Raw genomic sequence first — 15,793 nt, 5'->3', positions numbered from 1 at the left:
AATTCTACGGGGGTCCGCCGACACTCCCGTTCTTCAGGAGACCAGGCCGTCCAGCGGTACGTGGGGGTCGGCCAGGGCCTCCGTGTCCACCGGGGCCTTGGAGCGGATCAGTTTCTGGATCCGCTCTGTGACATCCCACACGTTCACGTTCATCCCGGCCAGCACGCGTCCCTCCTTCACCCAGAACGCGATGAACTCCCGCTTCCCGGCGTCGCCCCGGATCACCACCTCGTCGTACGACCCGGCCGGCGCCCAGCCGCTGTACTCCATGCCGAGGTCGTACTGGTCGGTGAAGAAGTAGGGCACGCGGTCGTACGCCACCTCCTGGCCGAGCATCGAGCGTGCGGCGGCCGGCCCGCCGTTCAGGGCGTTGGCCCAGTGCTCGACCCTGACCCGGGTGTCGAACAGCGCGAGCGGGACGTTCGCCACGTCACCGGCCGCGTAGATGTCCGGGTCGGACGTGCGCAGCCGCTCGTCGACCACGATGCCGCCGCCGTGGGCCCGGTCGGCGATCTCCAGGCCCGCCGCCTCGGCGAGGCCGACGCGCGGGGCCGCGCCGATCGCCGCGAGGACGTCGTGCGCCGGGTGCTCCTCGCCGTCGTCGGTGCGGGCCGCGAGGACCATGCCGTCCTGGCCGACGATCTCGGTGAGCGCCCGCCCGAAGTGGAAGCGGACGCCGTGCTCGCGGTGCAGCTCGGCGAAGACGTTGCCCAGCTCGGGGCCGAGGACGGTGTGCAGCGGGGTCGGGCCGTGCTCGATCACGGTGACCTCCGCGCCGTACTCGCGGGCGGCCGCCGCGACCTCCAGGCCGATCCAGCCGGCGCCCGCGATCACGAGGTGCCCGTTGTCACGGCCGAGGGCCGTGAGGACGCCCTTGAGGCGCTCGGCGTGGGCGAGGCGGCGCAGGTGGTGCACGCCCGCCAGGCCGGTGCCCGGGATGTCCAGACGGCGCGGCTCGGCGCCGGTGACGAGCAGCAGCTTGTCGTAGCGGACGAGGGTGCCGTCGTCGCCGAAGCGGACCGTCTTCGCCGTGCGGTCGATGCGGTCGACGAACTGGCCGAGGTGCAGCTCGATGTCGTTCCGCGCGTACCAGGCCGGCTCGTGCACGAAGACGCTGTCGCGCTCCTCCTTGCCGAGCAGGTAGCCCTTGGACAGCGGCGGGCGCTCGTAGGGGTGGTCGCGCTCGTCACTGATCAGTATCACCCGGCCGGTGAAGCCCTCCGCCCGGAGCGTCTCGGCCGCCTTCGCGCCGGCGAGTCCGCCCCCGACGATGACGAATGTCTGATCCGCGTCGACCACTTGATGCCTCCTCGTAAGGGTGCCGCCACATGCGAGCGTCCCGCACGCAACGTGATGCGGGAAGAGGGAGTGACCCGATCAGGCCACGGACGGTCATGTTCCCCTCACATATGCCCCGTCAGTCTCGCGTGCAGCGAGCGCGCGGAGGCGTCGGTGAGGGAGGCTATCTGGTCGACGATCACCCGCTTGCGTGCGTGGTCGTCGCCTGCCCCGTCGAGCAGCGCCCGAAACTGTGGGTCCAGCCCCTCCGGCGCCCGCGCGGTGAGCGCCTCCGCCAGCTCCGCCACGACGACCCGCTGGTCGGCGCGCAGCCGCTCCTGCTCGGCGCGCTGCATCACATAGCGGTCCGCGACCGCCTTGAGCACCGCGCACTCCATGCGCGCCTCGCGGGGTACGACGAGTTCGGCGTCGTACCGCGTGAGCCGGCCGGTGCCGTACGCGGCGCGGGTGGCGCCCTCGGCGGCCAGGCAGAACCGGCCGATGAGCTGGCTGGTGGCGTCCTTCAGGCGGGCCTGGGCGACCGCCGTGCCGTCGTAGCCGTGCGGCCACCACTCCTCGTCCTGGAGCCGGTCGAGGGCGGCGGAGAGTTCGGCCGGGTCGGTGTCCGCGGGCACGTACCGGCCGACGGCGACCTCGAACACCGCCTGCCGCTCGGGCTCGGCGTGCAGGCAGTTGGGGTCGATGTGGCCGGCGTGCAGGCCGTCCTCGACGTCGTGCACCGAGTACGCCACGTCGTCCGACCAGTCCATGACCTGGGCCTCGAAGCAGGTGCGGGTGCCGGGGGCGTGTGCTCTGACCCAGTCGAACACCGGGCGGTCGTCCTCGTAGACACCGAACTTCCTCGACGCCGGGTCGGTGGGGTGGGCGCCGCGGGGCCAGGGGTACTTGGTGGCGGCGTCGAGGGTGGCGCGGGTGAGGTTGAGGCCGACGGAACCCTCCGGGGTGAACCGTTTGGGCTCGATGCGGGTGAGGAGCCTGAGGGACTGGGCGTTGCCCTCGAAGCCGCCGATGTCGTCCGCGAAGGTGTTCAGGGCCTGTTCGCCGTTGTGGCCGAAGGGCGGGTGACCGAGGTCGTGGGCGAGGCAGGCGGCTTCCACCAGGTCGGGGTCACAGCCGAGGGCCGCGCCCAGCTCCCGGCCCACCTGGGCGCACTCCAGGGAGTGGGTGAGCCTGGTTCTGGGACTGGCGTCCCACGCCTGGCTGCGGGCTCCCGGGGTGACCACCTGGGTCTTGCCCGCGAGTCTTCTGAGCGCGGCGGAGTGGAGGATGCGGGCGCGGTCGCGCTGGAAGGCGGTGCGGCCCGGGCGTTTGTCCGGTTCCGGTGCCCAACGCTCTGCCGAGGTGGGGTCGTAGGTTCCGTGGAGTGTGCCTTCCATGATTCGACAGTAAGCGCCGGCAGTGACAATTGGGTGGTGCCGGGCGCCCGGTCACCGCCGCCGCCCGCATCAGGCCGGGGTCAGTTCCGCCTGCCTCGGCGCCCGCGCCTGGTCGTACCGGTGCAGGACCAGGCGGGCCATCGCCGGGTGGGCGCCCAGGGGGGCCGCGGCGATCCACGGGGCCTGCTCGCCGCACTGCGTCGCGAACCGTCCCGGTGCCGTGAAGTACGACGCGACCGCCACCCGGTGCCGGCCCCTCGCCGTCAGTGCCCGCACCGCCGTGGGGACCGTCGGGCTCGCCGCCGAGGCGTAGGCGGGGACCACCGGGACGCCCAGGCGGCCGGCGAGGAGGCGGGCCGTGCGGCGGGTGTCGGTGGCCGAGTCGGGGTCCCGGGAGCCGGCGGCTGCCAGGACGACCGCGGCCGAACGGCGGGCGGCCGGCTCCACGCCCGTGGGCCAGCCGGCCTCGACGAGGCGGTCGTACAGGGCCTCCACCAGGAGCGGGTGCGGGCCGAGCGGGGCGGCCACGTGGATGGGGCCCGGTGCCGCGGCGGCCAGCTCGGGTATGTCCTGCTTGACGTGGTAGCCGCGGGAGAGGAGCAGCGGGACCAGGACGGCGGGCGTGTCGCCGAGGGCGGCGAGGGTGTCCGGGAGCAGCGGCTCGTTGAGCTCGACGTGGCCCAGGTGGACGGGGAGGCCGGGACGCAGCTCGCGCACGCGGTCCCGCAGGGCTCGTACGGTGTCGAGGGCGCGCGGGTCGCGGCTGCCGTGGGCGACCAGGACGAGGGCGGGCCGGGCGTGGCGGTGGTGGCCGAGCGGGGAGACCAGCCGGAGCCGGCCGACGAGCCGGCTGCCGATGCTGTCCATGAGGTGCGCCGTGCTGTCGAGGTGGAGGTCGGACTCGGAGCGGGGTGGGTGCGACGCCGTCATGGAAGGATCCTGCCGGGGTCACGTTGCGCCGCCGTTGCCGAGTCGTCACGAGCGTTTTCCACTGCTTCACCTCGTACTGATGCACGATGTGAGGCGAACTGATGCGCGATGCGAGGCGAACCGGATCGGTGCCGCCGGCGTCCTCCTTGGTCGACAGCAGATCCCTGGGGGGCCGTATGAAGATCCGTCGACCGCGGCTGCCGCGCACCCGCAAGGGGCAGCGGCGGCTGGCGCAGGCCGTGATGGCCGGGTGTGTGCTGGCCCTGCTCCCGGCGACCTGGCTGTTCGTGTCCACGGCGGACCGGCTGCGCACCACGGCGGACGCGCCGCGGGCGCAGGTGGCCGTGGTGTTCGGGGCCGGACTGTGGAACGGGGAGCCGTCGCCGTACCTCGCGCACCGGCTGGACGCGGCGGCGAAGCTGTACCGGGCCGGGCGGGTCGAGGTCGTCCTGGTCACCGGGGACAACAGCCGCAAGGACTACGACGAGCCCGACGCCATGCGGGCCTATCTGGAGCGGCACGGGGTGCCGGACAAGCGCATCGTCAGCGACTACGCGGGGTTCGACACCTGGGACTCCTGCGTGCGGGCCCGGAAGGTCTTCGGCGTGGACCGGGCCGTGCTGATCAGCCAGGGTTTCCACATCCGGCGGGCGGTGGCGCTGTGCGAGGCGGCAGGGGTGGACTCCTACGGGGTCGGGGTCGACGCCAAGCACGACGTGACCTGGTACTACGGCGGGACGCGCGAGGTGTTCGCGGCGGGCAAGGCGGTGCTGGACGCGGTGTTCCACCCGGGTCCGACGTTCCTCGGGCCGAAGGAGCCGGGGGTGGCGCGGGCGCTGGCCACCGGGCGGTGACGGTCGCCTCACGGCGGGCGGGGCGGCGCGGGGAGGTCGCCGTGCCGGGCGTGTAACCGGGAGCGGGCACGGGCCGTAACACGGTGGAAGCACGCTGGGCGGTATGGAGAACACCTCGACGCCCACTCACTGCCCGTACTGCGCCCTGCAGTGCGGGATGAACGTCACGCCCCTGCCGCAGGGGGGCGTCGAGGTCTCCGAGCGGACGGACTTCCCGGTGAACCGGGGCGCGCTGTGCGGGAAGGGCCGTACGGCGGCCGAGGTGCTGTCGCCGGGGGTGCGGCTGACCTCGCCGCTGGTGCGCTCCGGTGGCCGGCTGGTGGAGGCGGGCTGGGCGCAGGCGCTGGACCTGGTCGCCGAGCGGCTCGGGCGCACACGGCGCGAGTACGGCGCCGACGCGCTGGGCGTCTTCGGCGGGGGCGGGCTGACGAACGAGAAGGCGTACGCGCTCGGGAAGTTCGCCCGGGTGGTGCTCGGGACCTCGCAGATCGACTACAACGGCCGGTTCTGCATGTCGTCGGCCGCGGCGGCCGGGACGAAGGCGTTCGGGCTGGACCGGGGGCTGCCGTTCCCGCTGGAGGACATACCGAGGACCGGATGCGTGATCCTCGTCGGCTCCAATCCCGCCGAGACCATGCCGCCGTCCCTGCGCTTCTTCAGCGAACTGCGGGAGAACGGCGGCACGTTGATCGTCGTCGACCCCCGCCGGACGAGGACGGCCGAGCAGGCGGACCTGCACCTGGCCCCCCGGCCCGGCACCGACCTAGCCCTCGCCCTGGGCCTGTTGCACCTGGTCGTGTCCGAGGGGCTGACGGACGAGGAGTACATCCGGGAGCGGACGACGGGCTGGGAGGAGGCGCGGGCGGCGGCGATGGCGTACTGGCCGGAGTACGTGGAGCGGATCACGGGGGTGTCCGTTCCCCAACTGCGGGACGCCGTACGGCTCTTCTGCGCGCCCAAGGCGGCGATGGTGCTCACCGCGCGCGGCCCGGAGCAGCAGTCCAAGGGCACGGACACGGTGGGCGCGTGGATCAACCTGTGCCTGGCGACCGGCCGGGCGGGCCGCCCGCTGTCCGGGTACGGCTGTCTGACGGGGCAGGGCAACGGGCAGGGCGGTCGCGAACACGGCCAGAAGGCCGACCAGCTGCCCGGCTACCGCAAGCTGGACGATCCGGAGGCGCGGCGGCACGTGGCCGGGGTGTGGGGCGTGGACCCGGAGAGCCTGCCCGGACCCGGACGCAGCGCGTACGAGCTCCTCGACGCCCTGGGCACGGACGTCCGGGCGCTGCTGCTGATGGGCTCCAACCCGGTGGTGTCGGCGCCGCGCGCGGCCCACATCGAGGAACGGCTCCGCTCGCTGGACTTCCTGGTGGTGGCCGACGTCGTCCTGTCGGAGACGGCCCAGCTGGCGGACGTCGTCCTGCCCGTCACTCAGTGGGCGGAGGAGACGGGCACGACGACCAGTCTGGAGGGCAGGGTCCTGCTGCGCCGGCAGGCGATCGCCCCGCCGCCCGGCGTCCGCAGCGACCTGTACGTCCTGCACGAGCTGGCGGCCCGCCTCGGTGTGGAGAAGGGCTTCCCGGCCGATCCGGAGGAGATCTTCGAGGAGCTCCGCCGGGCGAGCGCGGGCGGCCCCGCGGACTACTCCGGGATCACCTACCGCCGCCTCGCGGAGGAGAACGGGGTGTTCTGGCCGTGCCCGCGGAACGCCGGCAGGGACGCGGACGCCGGCGCCGGCCCGGACGCCGGCCCGGACGCGGGCATGGACCAGGTGCCCCACCCCGGCACCGCGCGTCTCTTCCTGGACCGTTTCGCCACGCCGGACGGACGGGCCCGTTTCGTGGCGGTGACGCACCGGGCCTCGGCGGAGGAACCGGACGCCGAGTACCCGCTGCTGCTGACCACCGGCCGGGTGGTGTCCCAGTACCAGTCGGGGGCGCAGACCCGGCGCGTGGCGGAACTGAACGCGGCCGCGCCCGGTCCCTTCGTGGAACTGCACCCGCGCCTCGCCACCCGCCTGGGCGCGGCCGAGGGCGACCGGGTCGCGGTGGTCTCCCGCCGGGGCCGTGCCGTGGCCCCGGCCCGCATCACCGCGGCCATCCGCCCCGACACCGTCTTCATGCCGTTCCACTGGCCGGGCGAGGGCCGCGCCAACACCCTCACCAACCCGGCCCTGGACCCGACGTCCCGGATGCCGGAGTTCAAGTCGTGCGCCGTGCGGGTCGAGGTCGTAGGGCCACCGGAGTAGGGCGGATCGGTCCGTGGGCTGCGGCGGGAACCGGCAGGGCCGCGTAGGTTCGACGCATGTCCGACTTCGAGCAGTTCGACCTCGGCGCCTACCTGGACCGCGTCGGGTGGCAGGGCGGCCGGCGGGCCGATCTGGAGACGCTGCGGGGGGTGCACCTGGCGCACGCGCTGTCCCTGCCGTTCGAGAACCTGGACGCCGTGTCCGGCCGGGCCCCGTCGCTCGCCCCGGCCGATCTGATGGCCAAGATGATCCACGGCCGCCGCGGCGGTTACTGCTACGAGCACAACACGCTGCTCCGGCTGGCGCTGCAGGCGCTCGGGTTCGGGGTGACGCCGCTGGCCGGGCGGGTGGTGCTGGGCGCCGAGACGCCCGAGAGCCGGCCGCGCACCCACGCGATGCTGCGGGTCTCGGTGCCGGGCGAGCGGCGGCCGTATCTCGCGGACGTCGGCTTCGGTGCCGAGGGCGCGCTGCTGGTGCCGGTGCCGCTGGTGACCGGCGAGCGGTTCGAGGGTGCCGGACGCTGCCACCGGCTGACGCCGCTGCCGCACGAAGGACCGCTGGAACTGTGGGAGTTGCAGGCGTACGACGGCCGGGCTCGGGAGTGGGCCGGCCAGTACGCCTTCACACTGGAGCCGTTCGCCACACCGGACTTCGAGGTGTTCAACTGGTACGTCGGCACCAGTCCCCGCTCCCCGTTCACTCGCCGCCCCTACCTCCAGCGGACCACCGCCGAACGCCATCTCTCCCTGGACGGCGCCTGGTTGACCGAGACCCGGGCCGACGGCACGGTGACCGAGCGGCAGCTGACGGACGAGGCGGAGGCGCGGCGCGTGGTGGCGCGGGAGTTCGGGATCGACGTGCCCGAGGGGCTGCGGCTGCTGGGCTGACTCAGCGCCGGGCCGCCCAGTCGCCGCCCTCGATGGGGGTGGCGGTGGAGCGCAGGCCGGCGGCGACGCGGGGGGCGGCCAGATAGACCCAGGCCCGCACGGGGGTGCCGTCGGTGGTGCGTACGGCGTTCCGGGCGACGCGTTCGTAGAGGTTGCGCGGGTCGCCCGGTGCGTACTCCTCCAGGCGGTCCAGGGCGGCGAGCAGTTCGTCGTACGCCTCCGGCCGGGCGGTGACCAGTTCGCCCCGGATCTCGCCGCCCGGCCGCTCGACGGCGTAGGGGTAGCCGGGGCCGTCGTAGAGCGCCGCGCCGGGCAGCCGGGCGGGTTCCTCCGCCGCGGTGCGGCCGCGCAGGAAGAGGTCGTGGTTGACCTCGCCGGGGCGCAGGGTGCCGTAGACGAAGAAGGGCAACGTGGTCCCCGGTTCGGAAGCGATCACGGAAACGATTCTCTACCCCCTTCGCCTCCTCACACATCTCCATGAAGGCCCTATGGACATGACATGTCATGGCCCCTTAAATCTCTGGGGACATCAGCGCCGCCCCCACGCCTAGTTTGGCGCCTCCCCCGAGGAGACAGATGAGCCGGATACGGCCGCACGTCCGAGGTTCCCGTCGTCTCACCACCACCGCCGGCGTCGCCGTCACCACCGCGACCCTGCTCACCGTGGCCCTCTCCCCCGCCGCCCACGCCGACCCGAGACCGACCCGGGCCACCGCGATCCAGAACGCGGCGTCGGCACTCCTGGAACATGCCGCGAGCCTGGGTCTCACCTCCGCCGAGAACACCAGCGTCCGCGACGTGATCGTGGACCGGAACGGCACCCAGCACGTCCGCTACGACCGCACCTACCACGGACTGCCCGTGCTGGGCGGCGACTTCGTGGTCCACCTGACCCCGGACGGCACCTACCGGAGCGCGAACCGGGCCACCCGCAGCCGGATATCCCTCGCCTCGGTCCTCCCGAAGATCCCGGCCGCCAAGGCCGCCGACCTCGCCGTGAACGCGCTGCGCGCGGTCAACCTCGGCAACACGCTGAAGCAGGTCAAGGCCAAGCCGGAGCTGATCGTCGACGCCCTGCACGGCGCCCCGAAGCTCGCCTGGCGCACCAACGCCGTCGGCCTGGACTCGCTCGGCAACCCGGTCGCCCGGACCGTGCTGACCGACGCCCGCACCGGCCACCAGATCGACGCCTGGGACAGCATCGAGACCGCCGCCGGCGACGGCAAGTCCCTCTACAGCGGGACGGTGCCGCTGGAGACGACCCAGTCCGGATCGTCGTACCAGCTCAAGGACCCGACGCGCGGCAACACCTACACCGGTGACGCCGAGGGCAAGACCGATCTGTGCTTCCTCGGCATCTGCTTCAGCCGGGCGCCCGCCGACCTGTTCACGGACGCCGACAACCACTGGGGCACGGGCAGCAACTCCGACCGCGCCTCGGCCGCCGTCGACGCCCAGTACGGCACCAACGAGACCTGGGACTACTACAAGAACGTTCAGGGCCGCAACGGCATCGGTGGCGATGGCAAGGGCTCGTACAACCGCGTCCACTACGGCAGCAACTACAACAACGCCTTCTGGGACGACAGTTGCTTCTGCATGACGTACGGCGACGGTGACGGGACCACCTTCGGACCGCTGGTCGCCCTCGACGTGGCCGGGCACGAGATGACCCACGGCGTCACCTCCAAGACGGCCGCGCTGACCTACTCGGGCGAGTCCGGCGGGCTCAACGAGGCCACCTCGGACATCCTCGGCACGATGGTGGAGTGGTACGCGAACAACTCCTCCGACCCCGGTGACTACCTCATCGGCGAGAAGATCGTGAAGCCCGGCTTCGGCCACACCGCCCTGCGCTACATGGACAAGCCGTCGAAGGACGGCAACTCCGCGGACTACTGGAGCAGTTCGGTCGGCAACCTGGACGTCCACTACTCCTCCGGTGTCGCCAACCACTTCGCCTACCTGCTGGCGGAGGGGAGCGGCGCGAAGACCATCAACGGCGTCAGCTACGACTCGCCGACGTACAACGGCTCCACGGTCACCGGCATCGGCCGGGACAAGGTCGGCAGGATCTGGTACCGGGCGCTCACGGTCTACATGACCTCCTCGACGAACTACGCCGGGGCCCGCACGGCGACCCTGAACGCCGCCAAGGACCTGTACGGCGCGGGCAGCACGGAGTACAACGCGGTGGCGGCGTCCTGGAGCGCCGTCAACGTGAACTGACGCTCGAGTCGCGCACCGGCGGCCGCCACGATCCCGCATCGGGGCGGCCGCCTCGCGCGCCTGTCATCCACTCCATGACAGAGATCGCTCCATTTGAGTGCTTTTCATACTTATCTCTCCCATCGACTTCGCGTGGGCCCGTGACCTGCCCAAACCGTCGGCGGACTAGGCCGTGCGGGGGGCGGGGAGAACACCCGTTCATCGCATTTCTGACGGACCATCAAGAAGCAGGACTCCCCGACTGCGGCTTACCTCGGTAGGGACAGACCGAGGCGCGACTCCAGGGAGGCACCATGCGACGCATCGCCCGTCTGCTGGCCGGTACCGCGCTCGTCGTGGCAGCCGCCGCGCCCGCCTCGGCCGGGTCCGGCACCCTGGACGTGTACCCCTCGACCGTGGCGCCCGGCGGCCAGGTCACGGCGAACACCGCCGCGTGCGGGGACAAGGGCTCGGCGATCGGTGACGCGGGCGCGGTCGGCGCCGGCACCTTCACGCTGGCCCCCAGCGCGCACGAGGGCGAGGCGATCGGCCAGTTCCAGGTGCCGGAGAGCGCGCAGCCGGGGACGTACGAGATCGTCGCCAAGTGCGCCGAGGGCGGCCGGCAGGTGACGGGCGACCTGGTGGTCGCGTTGAGCGCGGCGCACGAGCAGGTGCAGCCGCGGGGAAGCATGAAGACGGGGGTCGGCGGCGCACTCGGCACCGACCCCGTGCAGACCGCGGCGGGTGTGGCGGCGCTGGCCGTCGCCGCCGCGGGCGGTACCTGGCTCCTGCATCGCCGGGCGAGAGGCGACGGGATCTGACGGACACCCTCCGCTGTCCGTCCGCCGGTACCGCACGTCCCGCCCCCTCCGGGTCCGATGCCCCTCGTGACCCGGAGGGGGAGGGGGTCTTCGGGGGTCCGCCTCCGGGACTTCGGGGGTCCGCCTCCGGGTCCCCGGGGGTCCGCCTGAAGGGAAACGGGTTCGTATGCGCAGGAGAGCCAGGCGTGACAGGCTCGGCGACACCGCGATAGCCGCGGTCACCGTAGTGGCCCTCGGTTCCGGGGTGTGGCTGCTCGGCGGTGGCACCGGGACGCACGCGCCGCCGCAGCCGGCCGCCGCCGAGGGCCGCCCCGAGCCCGGCGGTGCGCGGCGCGCGGCCCCCGCCCTCGTCCCGTCGGCGCCCACCCGCATCCGCATCCCCTCCATACGCGTGAACGCCCCGCTGACGGGCCTGGCCCTCAACCGCTCCGGCAGCCTGGACGCGCCGCCCGCCCAGAACAAGAACCTGGCCGGCTGGTACGAGGCCGGCACCATGCCCGGCGAGACGGGCACCGCGATCGTCGCCGGCCACGTCGACAACGCCGAGGGCCCGGCCGTCTTCTACGACCTGGGCGCGCTCAAGCGGGACGCCCGCATCGAGGTGGACCGCCGGGACGGCTCCGTGGCCGTGTTCACCGTGGACGCGGTGGAGGTGTACGCGGCGAACAACTTCCCCGACGACAAGGTGTACGGCGCCGCGTCCCGCCCCGAGCTCCGCGTCATCACCTGCGGCGGCGGCTACTCGAAGACCTCGGGGTACCTGGGCAACGTGGTGGTGTTCGCGCATCTGACCGGGAGCCGCTGAGAGCAGGGCCGCGGGGCCGTACCGATGTGCGGCCTGAGCACGTGGGCGCGAGCGGCCCCGACGGCGCCGCAGCCGGGAACCGGCCCCGCCCCGGACCTCACACGCCGGGCCGGCGGCAGCTGAGGGCAGCGTTCCTCACGGGAAACAGACGTGATGCGGCCGGGTAACCTCGGGACCGCACGCTCAAGGGCATGACCTCGAATACGCGTGTGGTGGTGATCGGCGCCGGCCTCGCGGGCGTACGGCTCGCCCGGCGGCTCGGCGAGCTGGGCACGCCCGCGCTGCTCGTCGGCGAGGAGGAGCACCCGCCGTACAACCGGGTGCTGCTCGCCGAGGTGCTGGCCGGCCGGTACGCCCCTGAAGTGATCGGCCTGCCGGCGCCGGCGGGCCTGCTGCGCGGCCGGGTCACCGGCATCGACCGGGGCGCCCGGACCGTCGAGTGCGCCGACGGCTCGTCGATCGCATACGACACGCTGGTTCTCGCCACGGGGTCCAATCCGGTGCTGCCGCCGCTGCGCGGGCTGTTCACGCCCGACCACCAGCTGCCCGAGGGCGTCCACGCGTTCCGCACGATGGACGACTGCCTGGGCCTGGCCAAGGCGGTCCGGCCGGGTGTGCGCGCGGTGGTCGTCGGAGGCGGGCTGCTCGGCGTCTCCGCCGCCCGTGCGCTCGCCGTGCGCGGCGCGCAGGTCGTCCTCGCCCAGCAGGCCGAACGCCTCATGGAACGCCAGCTCGACCCGGACGCCTCCCGGCTGGTGCTGCGGCACCTCACCGGCCTGGGCGTCGAGGTGCACACCGAGTGCCGGGTGCGGGACGTGCGCTGTGTCGCGGGCGCGGTCCGCTCGGTGGAGATGGCCGACGGGTACGCGCTCGACGCCGACCTCGTGGTCGTCGCCTGCGGGGTGCGTCCGCGCACCTCTCTCGCCGAGCAGGCCGGTCTCGCCGTCCACCGGGGCATCCTCGTCGACGACGAACTGCGCACCTCCGACCCGCACATCCACGCCGTCGGCGACTGCGTCCAGCACGACGGCACGGTCTACGGCCTGGCCGCTCCCGCCCTCGAACAGGCCGACGCGCTGGCCGAGTTGCTCGCGGGCGACCCCGGCGCCCGGTACGCGGGCACCCGTTCCCTGACCCGGCTGACCCTCACCGGCCCGGGTTCCCCCTTCGACCTGGCCGCGTTCGGCGAGACCGAGGCGCGCCCCGGCGACGACGTCGTACGGCTCGCCGACGCCACCCGCGGCACCTACCGCAAGGTCGTCGTCCGCGACGACCGCCTGGTCGGCGGGGTCCTCGTCGGCGAACTCGGCACCGTCGGCGCGCTCGCCCGGGCCTGGGAGGGAGCAGAGCCGCTCCCCGACGAGGGCCCCCTGCTCCACCTGCTCACCAACGATGGAGGCTCCTGATGACCACCGCCCCCGGGGCCACCCCCACGATCGTGCTCGTCGGCCACGGCATGGTCGGCCAGCGCTTCCTGGAGGCGCTCGCCGAGCGCGGCCTGACCGCCACGCACCGCGTGGTCGTGCTGTGCGAGGAGCCGCGCCCGGCGTACGACCGTGTCGCCCTCACCTCGTACTTCTCGGGCAAGACCGCCGAGGAACTCTCCATGACCGACATGGGGTTCATCGACGACCACGGCATCGAGCTGTACGTCGGCGACCCGGCGGAGACGGTCGACCGCGAGGCGAGGACGGTGACCGCCAGGTCCGGCAAGGTGTTCGCGTACGACACCCTCGTCCTGGCCACCGGCTCGTACCCCTTCGTGCCGCCGGTCCCGAACAAGGACGCCGAAGGCTGCTTCGTCTACCGCACCATCGAGGACCTGCTCGCCATCGAGGCGTACGCGAAGACCAGGGCGACCGTGGGTGCCGTGGTCGGCGGCGGACTGCTCGGACTCGAGGCGGCGGGTGCCCTGAAGGGCCTCGGACTCACCTCCCACATCGTGGAGTTCGCGCCGCGCCTGATGCCGGTGCAGGTCGACGAGGGCGGTGGCGCGGCGCTGCTGCGCACCATCGAGGGCATGGGCCTGAGCGTGCACACGGGCGTGGGCACGCAGGAGATCGTGACGGACGCCGCGGGTGCCGTCACCGGCATGAAGCTGTCCGACGGCTCCGAACTCCCGGTGGACATGGTGGTGTTCAGCGCCGGTGTCCGGCCCCGCGACCAGCTGGCCCGGGACTGCGGCCTGACGGTCGGCGAGCGCGGCGGCATCACGGTCGACGAGCAGTGCCGCACGGTCACCGACCCGCACGTCTTCGCGATCGGCGAGTGCGCGCTGGCCGCGGACGGCCGGGTGTACGGCCTGGTGGCACCCGGCTACGAGCAGGCCGAGACGGCCGCGGCCACCATCGCCGCCGACGAGGCGTCCTTCACCGGCGCCGACCTGTCCACCAAGCTGAAGCTGCTCGGCGTGGACGTGGCGTCCTTCGGCGACGCGCACGGCACCACCGAGGACTGCCTGGACGTCGTCTACTCCGACTCCCGCGCCGGCCTGTACAAGAAGCTGGTCATCGGCGCCGACGGCACGCTGCTCGGCGGCATCCTGATCGGCGACGCGGAGGCCTACGGCACCCTGCGCGCCCTGACCGGCTCGGTGCCCCCCGTCTCCCCCGAGTCGCTCGTCCTGCCCGCCGGAGCCGACTCGGGGGCCCAGCTCGGCCCGTCCGCCCTGCCGGACGAGGCGGTCATCTGCTCCTGCCACAACGTCAGCAAGGGCACCATCCGGGGCGCGGTGACGGAGCACAAGTGCACCACCGTGCCCGAGGTGAAGAAGTGCACCAAGGCCGGCACCGGCTGCGGTTCCTGCGTCAAGGTGCTCGGCCAGCTCGTCAACGCCGAGCTGGAGGCGTCCGGCGTCGAGGTCGACAAGGGCCTGTGCGGCTGCTTCTCCCAGACCCGCGAGGAGCTGTACGAGATCGTCCGCGCGCTGCGCGTCACGTCGTACCGGGAGCTGCTGGACCGGCACGGCCGTGAGGCCGCGCGGGGCGGCGAGGGCTGCGAGACCTGCAAGCCGGCCGTCGGCTCCATCATCGCCTCCCTCGCCCCGGCGATCGGCGCGAGCGGCTACGTACTGGACGGCGAGCAGGCGGCCCTGCAGGACACCAACGACCACTTCCTGGCCAACCTGCAGAAGAACGGCTCGTACTCGGTGGTGCCGCGGATCCCCGGCGGTGAGATCGCGCCCGAGAAGCTGATCGTGATCGGTGAGATCGCCCGGGACTTCGGCCTCTACACGAAGATCACCGGCGGCCAGCGGATCGACATGTTCGGCGCGCGGGTGGAGCAACTCCCTCTGATCTGGGCCCGGTTGGTGGACGCCGGTTTCGAGTCCGGGCACGCCTACGGCAAGGCGCTGCGGACGGTGAAGTCCTGCGTGGGCTCCACCTGGTGCCGCTACGGCGTCCAGGACTCGGTCAGGATGGCGATCGACCTGGAGCTGCGCTACCGGGGACTGCGTTCCCCGCACAAGCTGAAGTCGGCGGTCTCCGGCTGCCAGCGCGAGTGCGCCGAGGCCCAGTCCAAGGACTTCGGCGTGATCGCCACCGCCAACGGCTGGAACCTGTACGTCGGCGGCAACGGCGGCGCCACCCCGCGCCACGCGGACCTGCTGGCCCAGGACCTCTCCGACGCCGAACTGGTGCGCCTGATCGACCGGTTCCTGATGTTCTACATCCGCACCGCCGACCGCCTGGAGCGCACCTCGACCTGGCTGGAGCGGATCCCGGGCGGCCTGGACCACGTCCGGGACGTGGTGGTGCACGACTCGCTCGGCATCTGCGACGAGCTGGAGCAGCTGATGCGGGCGCATGTGGCCCACTACCGCGACGAGTGGGCCGAGACCATCAACGACCCCGAGAAACTCGCCCGGTTCGTGTCCTTCGTGAACGCCCCGGACACCCCGGACCCGGTCGTCGCCTTCGTACCCGAGCGCGACCAGATCAAGCCCGACCTGCCGCTGCTGAACATCGGCATGCGGCCCGCCGACGACGTCCTGGAAGGAAGCGCCCGATGACCCTGGCTGTCGAGACCACCGACCTGAAGGTCCAGCTCCGGCTCGCCGACGACGACTGGTTCACGACCTGCGACCTGAGCGTGCTCACCCCGGGCCGCGGGGTGGCCGCGCTGCTGCCGGACGGCCGTCAGGTGGCCCTCTTCCGGGACCGCGCCGACCGGCTGTACGCCGTGGACAACCGCGACCCCTTCACCGGCGCGGCCGTCCTCTCCCGCGGCCTGACCGGCACCCACCGGGACCGCCCGTTCGTGGCCTCTCCCCTGCTGAAGCAGCGCTTCGACCTGATCAGCGGGCAGTGCCTGGACGACGGGGAGGTACGGGTGGCGGCGTACGAGGTACGCAGCGCCTGATCC

General features: G+C 72.9%; 13 protein-coding genes. 9 read left to right on the top strand and 4 right to left on the bottom strand.

The genetic code is table 11. The features are described from left to right. Positions 1-33 precede the first annotated feature (33 nt). The 3 genes from AB0D93_RS18930 to AB0D93_RS18920 all read right to left on the bottom strand — a co-directional run bounded on the left by AB0D93_RS18930 (position 34) and on the right by AB0D93_RS18920 (position 3,605). Complete coding sequence (locus AB0D93_RS18930) at positions 34-1,299, bottom strand: FAD-dependent oxidoreductase (RefSeq protein ID WP_362120643.1); 1,266 nt, start codon at positions 1,297-1,299, stop codon at positions 34-36. A 104-nt stretch (positions 1,300-1,403) separates the two neighbouring features. Then, positions 1,404-2,675 carry a deoxyguanosinetriphosphate triphosphohydrolase gene (locus AB0D93_RS18925; protein ID WP_362120641.1) on the bottom strand — a complete coding sequence of 424 codons (1,272 nt, stop codon included), beginning with the start codon at positions 2,673-2,675 and terminating at the stop codon, positions 1,404-1,406. Between the two features lie 69 nt (positions 2,676-2,744). Continuing rightward, complete coding sequence (locus AB0D93_RS18920; protein WP_362120639.1) at positions 2,745-3,605, bottom strand: sirohydrochlorin chelatase; 861 nt, start codon at positions 3,603-3,605, stop codon at positions 2,745-2,747. Between the two features lie 176 nt (positions 3,606-3,781). Between AB0D93_RS18920 and AB0D93_RS18915 the strand changes: the two genes are divergently transcribed. The 3 genes from AB0D93_RS18915 to AB0D93_RS18905 all read left to right on the top strand — a co-directional run bounded on the left by AB0D93_RS18915 (position 3,782) and on the right by AB0D93_RS18905 (position 7,594). After that, positions 3,782-4,459 (top strand): ElyC/SanA/YdcF family protein, encoded by a 678-nt coding sequence (locus AB0D93_RS18915; protein ID WP_362120637.1) that lies wholly within the window; start codon positions 3,782-3,784, stop codon positions 4,457-4,459. Between the two features lie 103 nt (positions 4,460-4,562). Further along, on the top strand, positions 4,563-6,707 hold the full coding sequence (locus tag AB0D93_RS18910; RefSeq protein WP_362120635.1) for a molybdopterin oxidoreductase family protein: 2,145 nt from the start codon (positions 4,563-4,565) through the stop codon (positions 6,705-6,707). Between the two features lie 56 nt (positions 6,708-6,763). Further along, positions 6,764-7,594, top strand: a complete 831-nt coding sequence (locus AB0D93_RS18905) for an arylamine N-acetyltransferase (protein ID WP_362120633.1) — start codon at positions 6,764-6,766, stop codon at positions 7,592-7,594. 1 nt (position 7,595) lies between these two features. Here the strand turns inward: AB0D93_RS18905 and AB0D93_RS18900 are convergent, their stop codons facing one another. Continuing rightward, positions 7,596-8,030: a gamma-glutamylcyclotransferase family protein gene (locus tag AB0D93_RS18900; protein WP_362120631.1), complete on the bottom strand. Its 435-nt coding sequence runs from the start codon at positions 8,028-8,030 to the stop codon at positions 7,596-7,598. Positions 8,031-8,170: 140 nt separating this feature from the next. Between AB0D93_RS18900 and AB0D93_RS18895 the strand changes: the two genes are divergently transcribed. From AB0D93_RS18895 to nirD, 6 genes are all read left to right on the top strand, one after another. Further along, positions 8,171-9,823, top strand: a complete 1,653-nt coding sequence (locus AB0D93_RS18895) for a M4 family metallopeptidase (RefSeq protein ID WP_362120628.1) — start codon at positions 8,171-8,173, stop codon at positions 9,821-9,823. 293 nt (positions 9,824-10,116) lie between these two features. Beyond that, positions 10,117-10,623: a hypothetical protein gene (locus AB0D93_RS18890; RefSeq protein WP_362120626.1), complete on the top strand. Its 507-nt coding sequence runs from the start codon at positions 10,117-10,119 to the stop codon at positions 10,621-10,623. Positions 10,624-10,789: 166 nt separating this feature from the next. Continuing rightward, entirely contained in the window at positions 10,790-11,428 is a 639-nt protein-coding gene (locus AB0D93_RS18885) for a class F sortase (RefSeq protein ID WP_362120624.1), read from the top strand. Positions 11,429-11,619: 191 nt separating this feature from the next. Then, positions 11,620-12,834 (top strand): FAD-dependent oxidoreductase, encoded by a 1,215-nt coding sequence (locus AB0D93_RS18880; protein ID WP_362120622.1) that lies wholly within the window; start codon positions 11,620-11,622, stop codon positions 12,832-12,834. Continuing rightward, positions 12,834-15,440 carry a nitrite reductase large subunit NirB gene (nirB, locus tag AB0D93_RS18875; RefSeq protein WP_362120620.1) on the top strand — a complete coding sequence of 869 codons (2,607 nt, stop codon included), beginning with the start codon at positions 12,834-12,836 and terminating at the stop codon, positions 15,438-15,440. Before AB0D93_RS18880 ends, nirB begins: the two co-directional genes overlap by 1 nt. Then, positions 15,437-15,790, top strand: coding sequence for a nitrite reductase small subunit NirD (gene nirD, locus AB0D93_RS18870; protein WP_362120618.1), 354 nt, complete (start codon positions 15,437-15,439; stop codon positions 15,788-15,790). Before nirB ends, nirD begins: the two co-directional genes overlap by 4 nt. Positions 15,791-15,793 lie beyond the last annotated feature (3 nt).

Source organism: Streptomyces sp. NPDC048191 (genome assembly GCF_040652655.1).
Classification (GTDB): Bacteria; Actinomycetota; Actinomycetes; order Streptomycetales; family Streptomycetaceae; genus Streptomyces.
This window is presented reverse-complemented; position numbering and strand designations above follow the sequence as displayed.

What these genes read in the sequence shown, in the direction of transcription:
- AB0D93_RS18880 (WP_362120622.1), top strand. Translation starts at nt 11,620, where the DNA reads ATGACCTCGAATACGCGTGTGGTGGTGATCGGCGCCGGCCTCGCGGGC.
- AB0D93_RS18895 (WP_362120628.1), top strand. Translation starts at nt 8,171, where the DNA reads ATGAGCCGGATACGGCCGCACGTCCGAGGTTCCCGTCGTCTCACCACC.
- nirB (WP_362120620.1), top strand. Translation starts at nt 12,834, where the DNA reads ATGACCACCGCCCCCGGGGCCACCCCCACGATCGTGCTCGTCGGCCAC.
- AB0D93_RS18910 (WP_362120635.1), top strand. Translation starts at nt 4,563, where the DNA reads ATGGAGAACACCTCGACGCCCACTCACTGCCCGTACTGCGCCCTGCAG.
- AB0D93_RS18915 (WP_362120637.1), top strand. Translation starts at nt 3,782, where the DNA reads ATGAAGATCCGTCGACCGCGGCTGCCGCGCACCCGCAAGGGGCAGCGG.
- AB0D93_RS18925 (WP_362120641.1), bottom strand. Translation starts at nt 2,675, where the DNA reads ATGGAAGGCACACTCCACGGAACCTACGACCCCACCTCGGCAGAGCGT.
- nirD (WP_362120618.1), top strand. Translation starts at nt 15,437, where the DNA reads ATGACCCTGGCTGTCGAGACCACCGACCTGAAGGTCCAGCTCCGGCTC.
- AB0D93_RS18905 (WP_362120633.1), top strand. Translation starts at nt 6,764, where the DNA reads ATGTCCGACTTCGAGCAGTTCGACCTCGGCGCCTACCTGGACCGCGTC.
- AB0D93_RS18920 (WP_362120639.1), bottom strand. Translation starts at nt 3,605, where the DNA reads ATGACGGCGTCGCACCCACCCCGCTCCGAGTCCGACCTCCACCTCGAC.
- AB0D93_RS18885 (WP_362120624.1), top strand. Translation starts at nt 10,790, where the DNA reads ATGCGCAGGAGAGCCAGGCGTGACAGGCTCGGCGACACCGCGATAGCC.
- AB0D93_RS18890 (WP_362120626.1), top strand. Translation starts at nt 10,117, where the DNA reads ATGCGACGCATCGCCCGTCTGCTGGCCGGTACCGCGCTCGTCGTGGCA.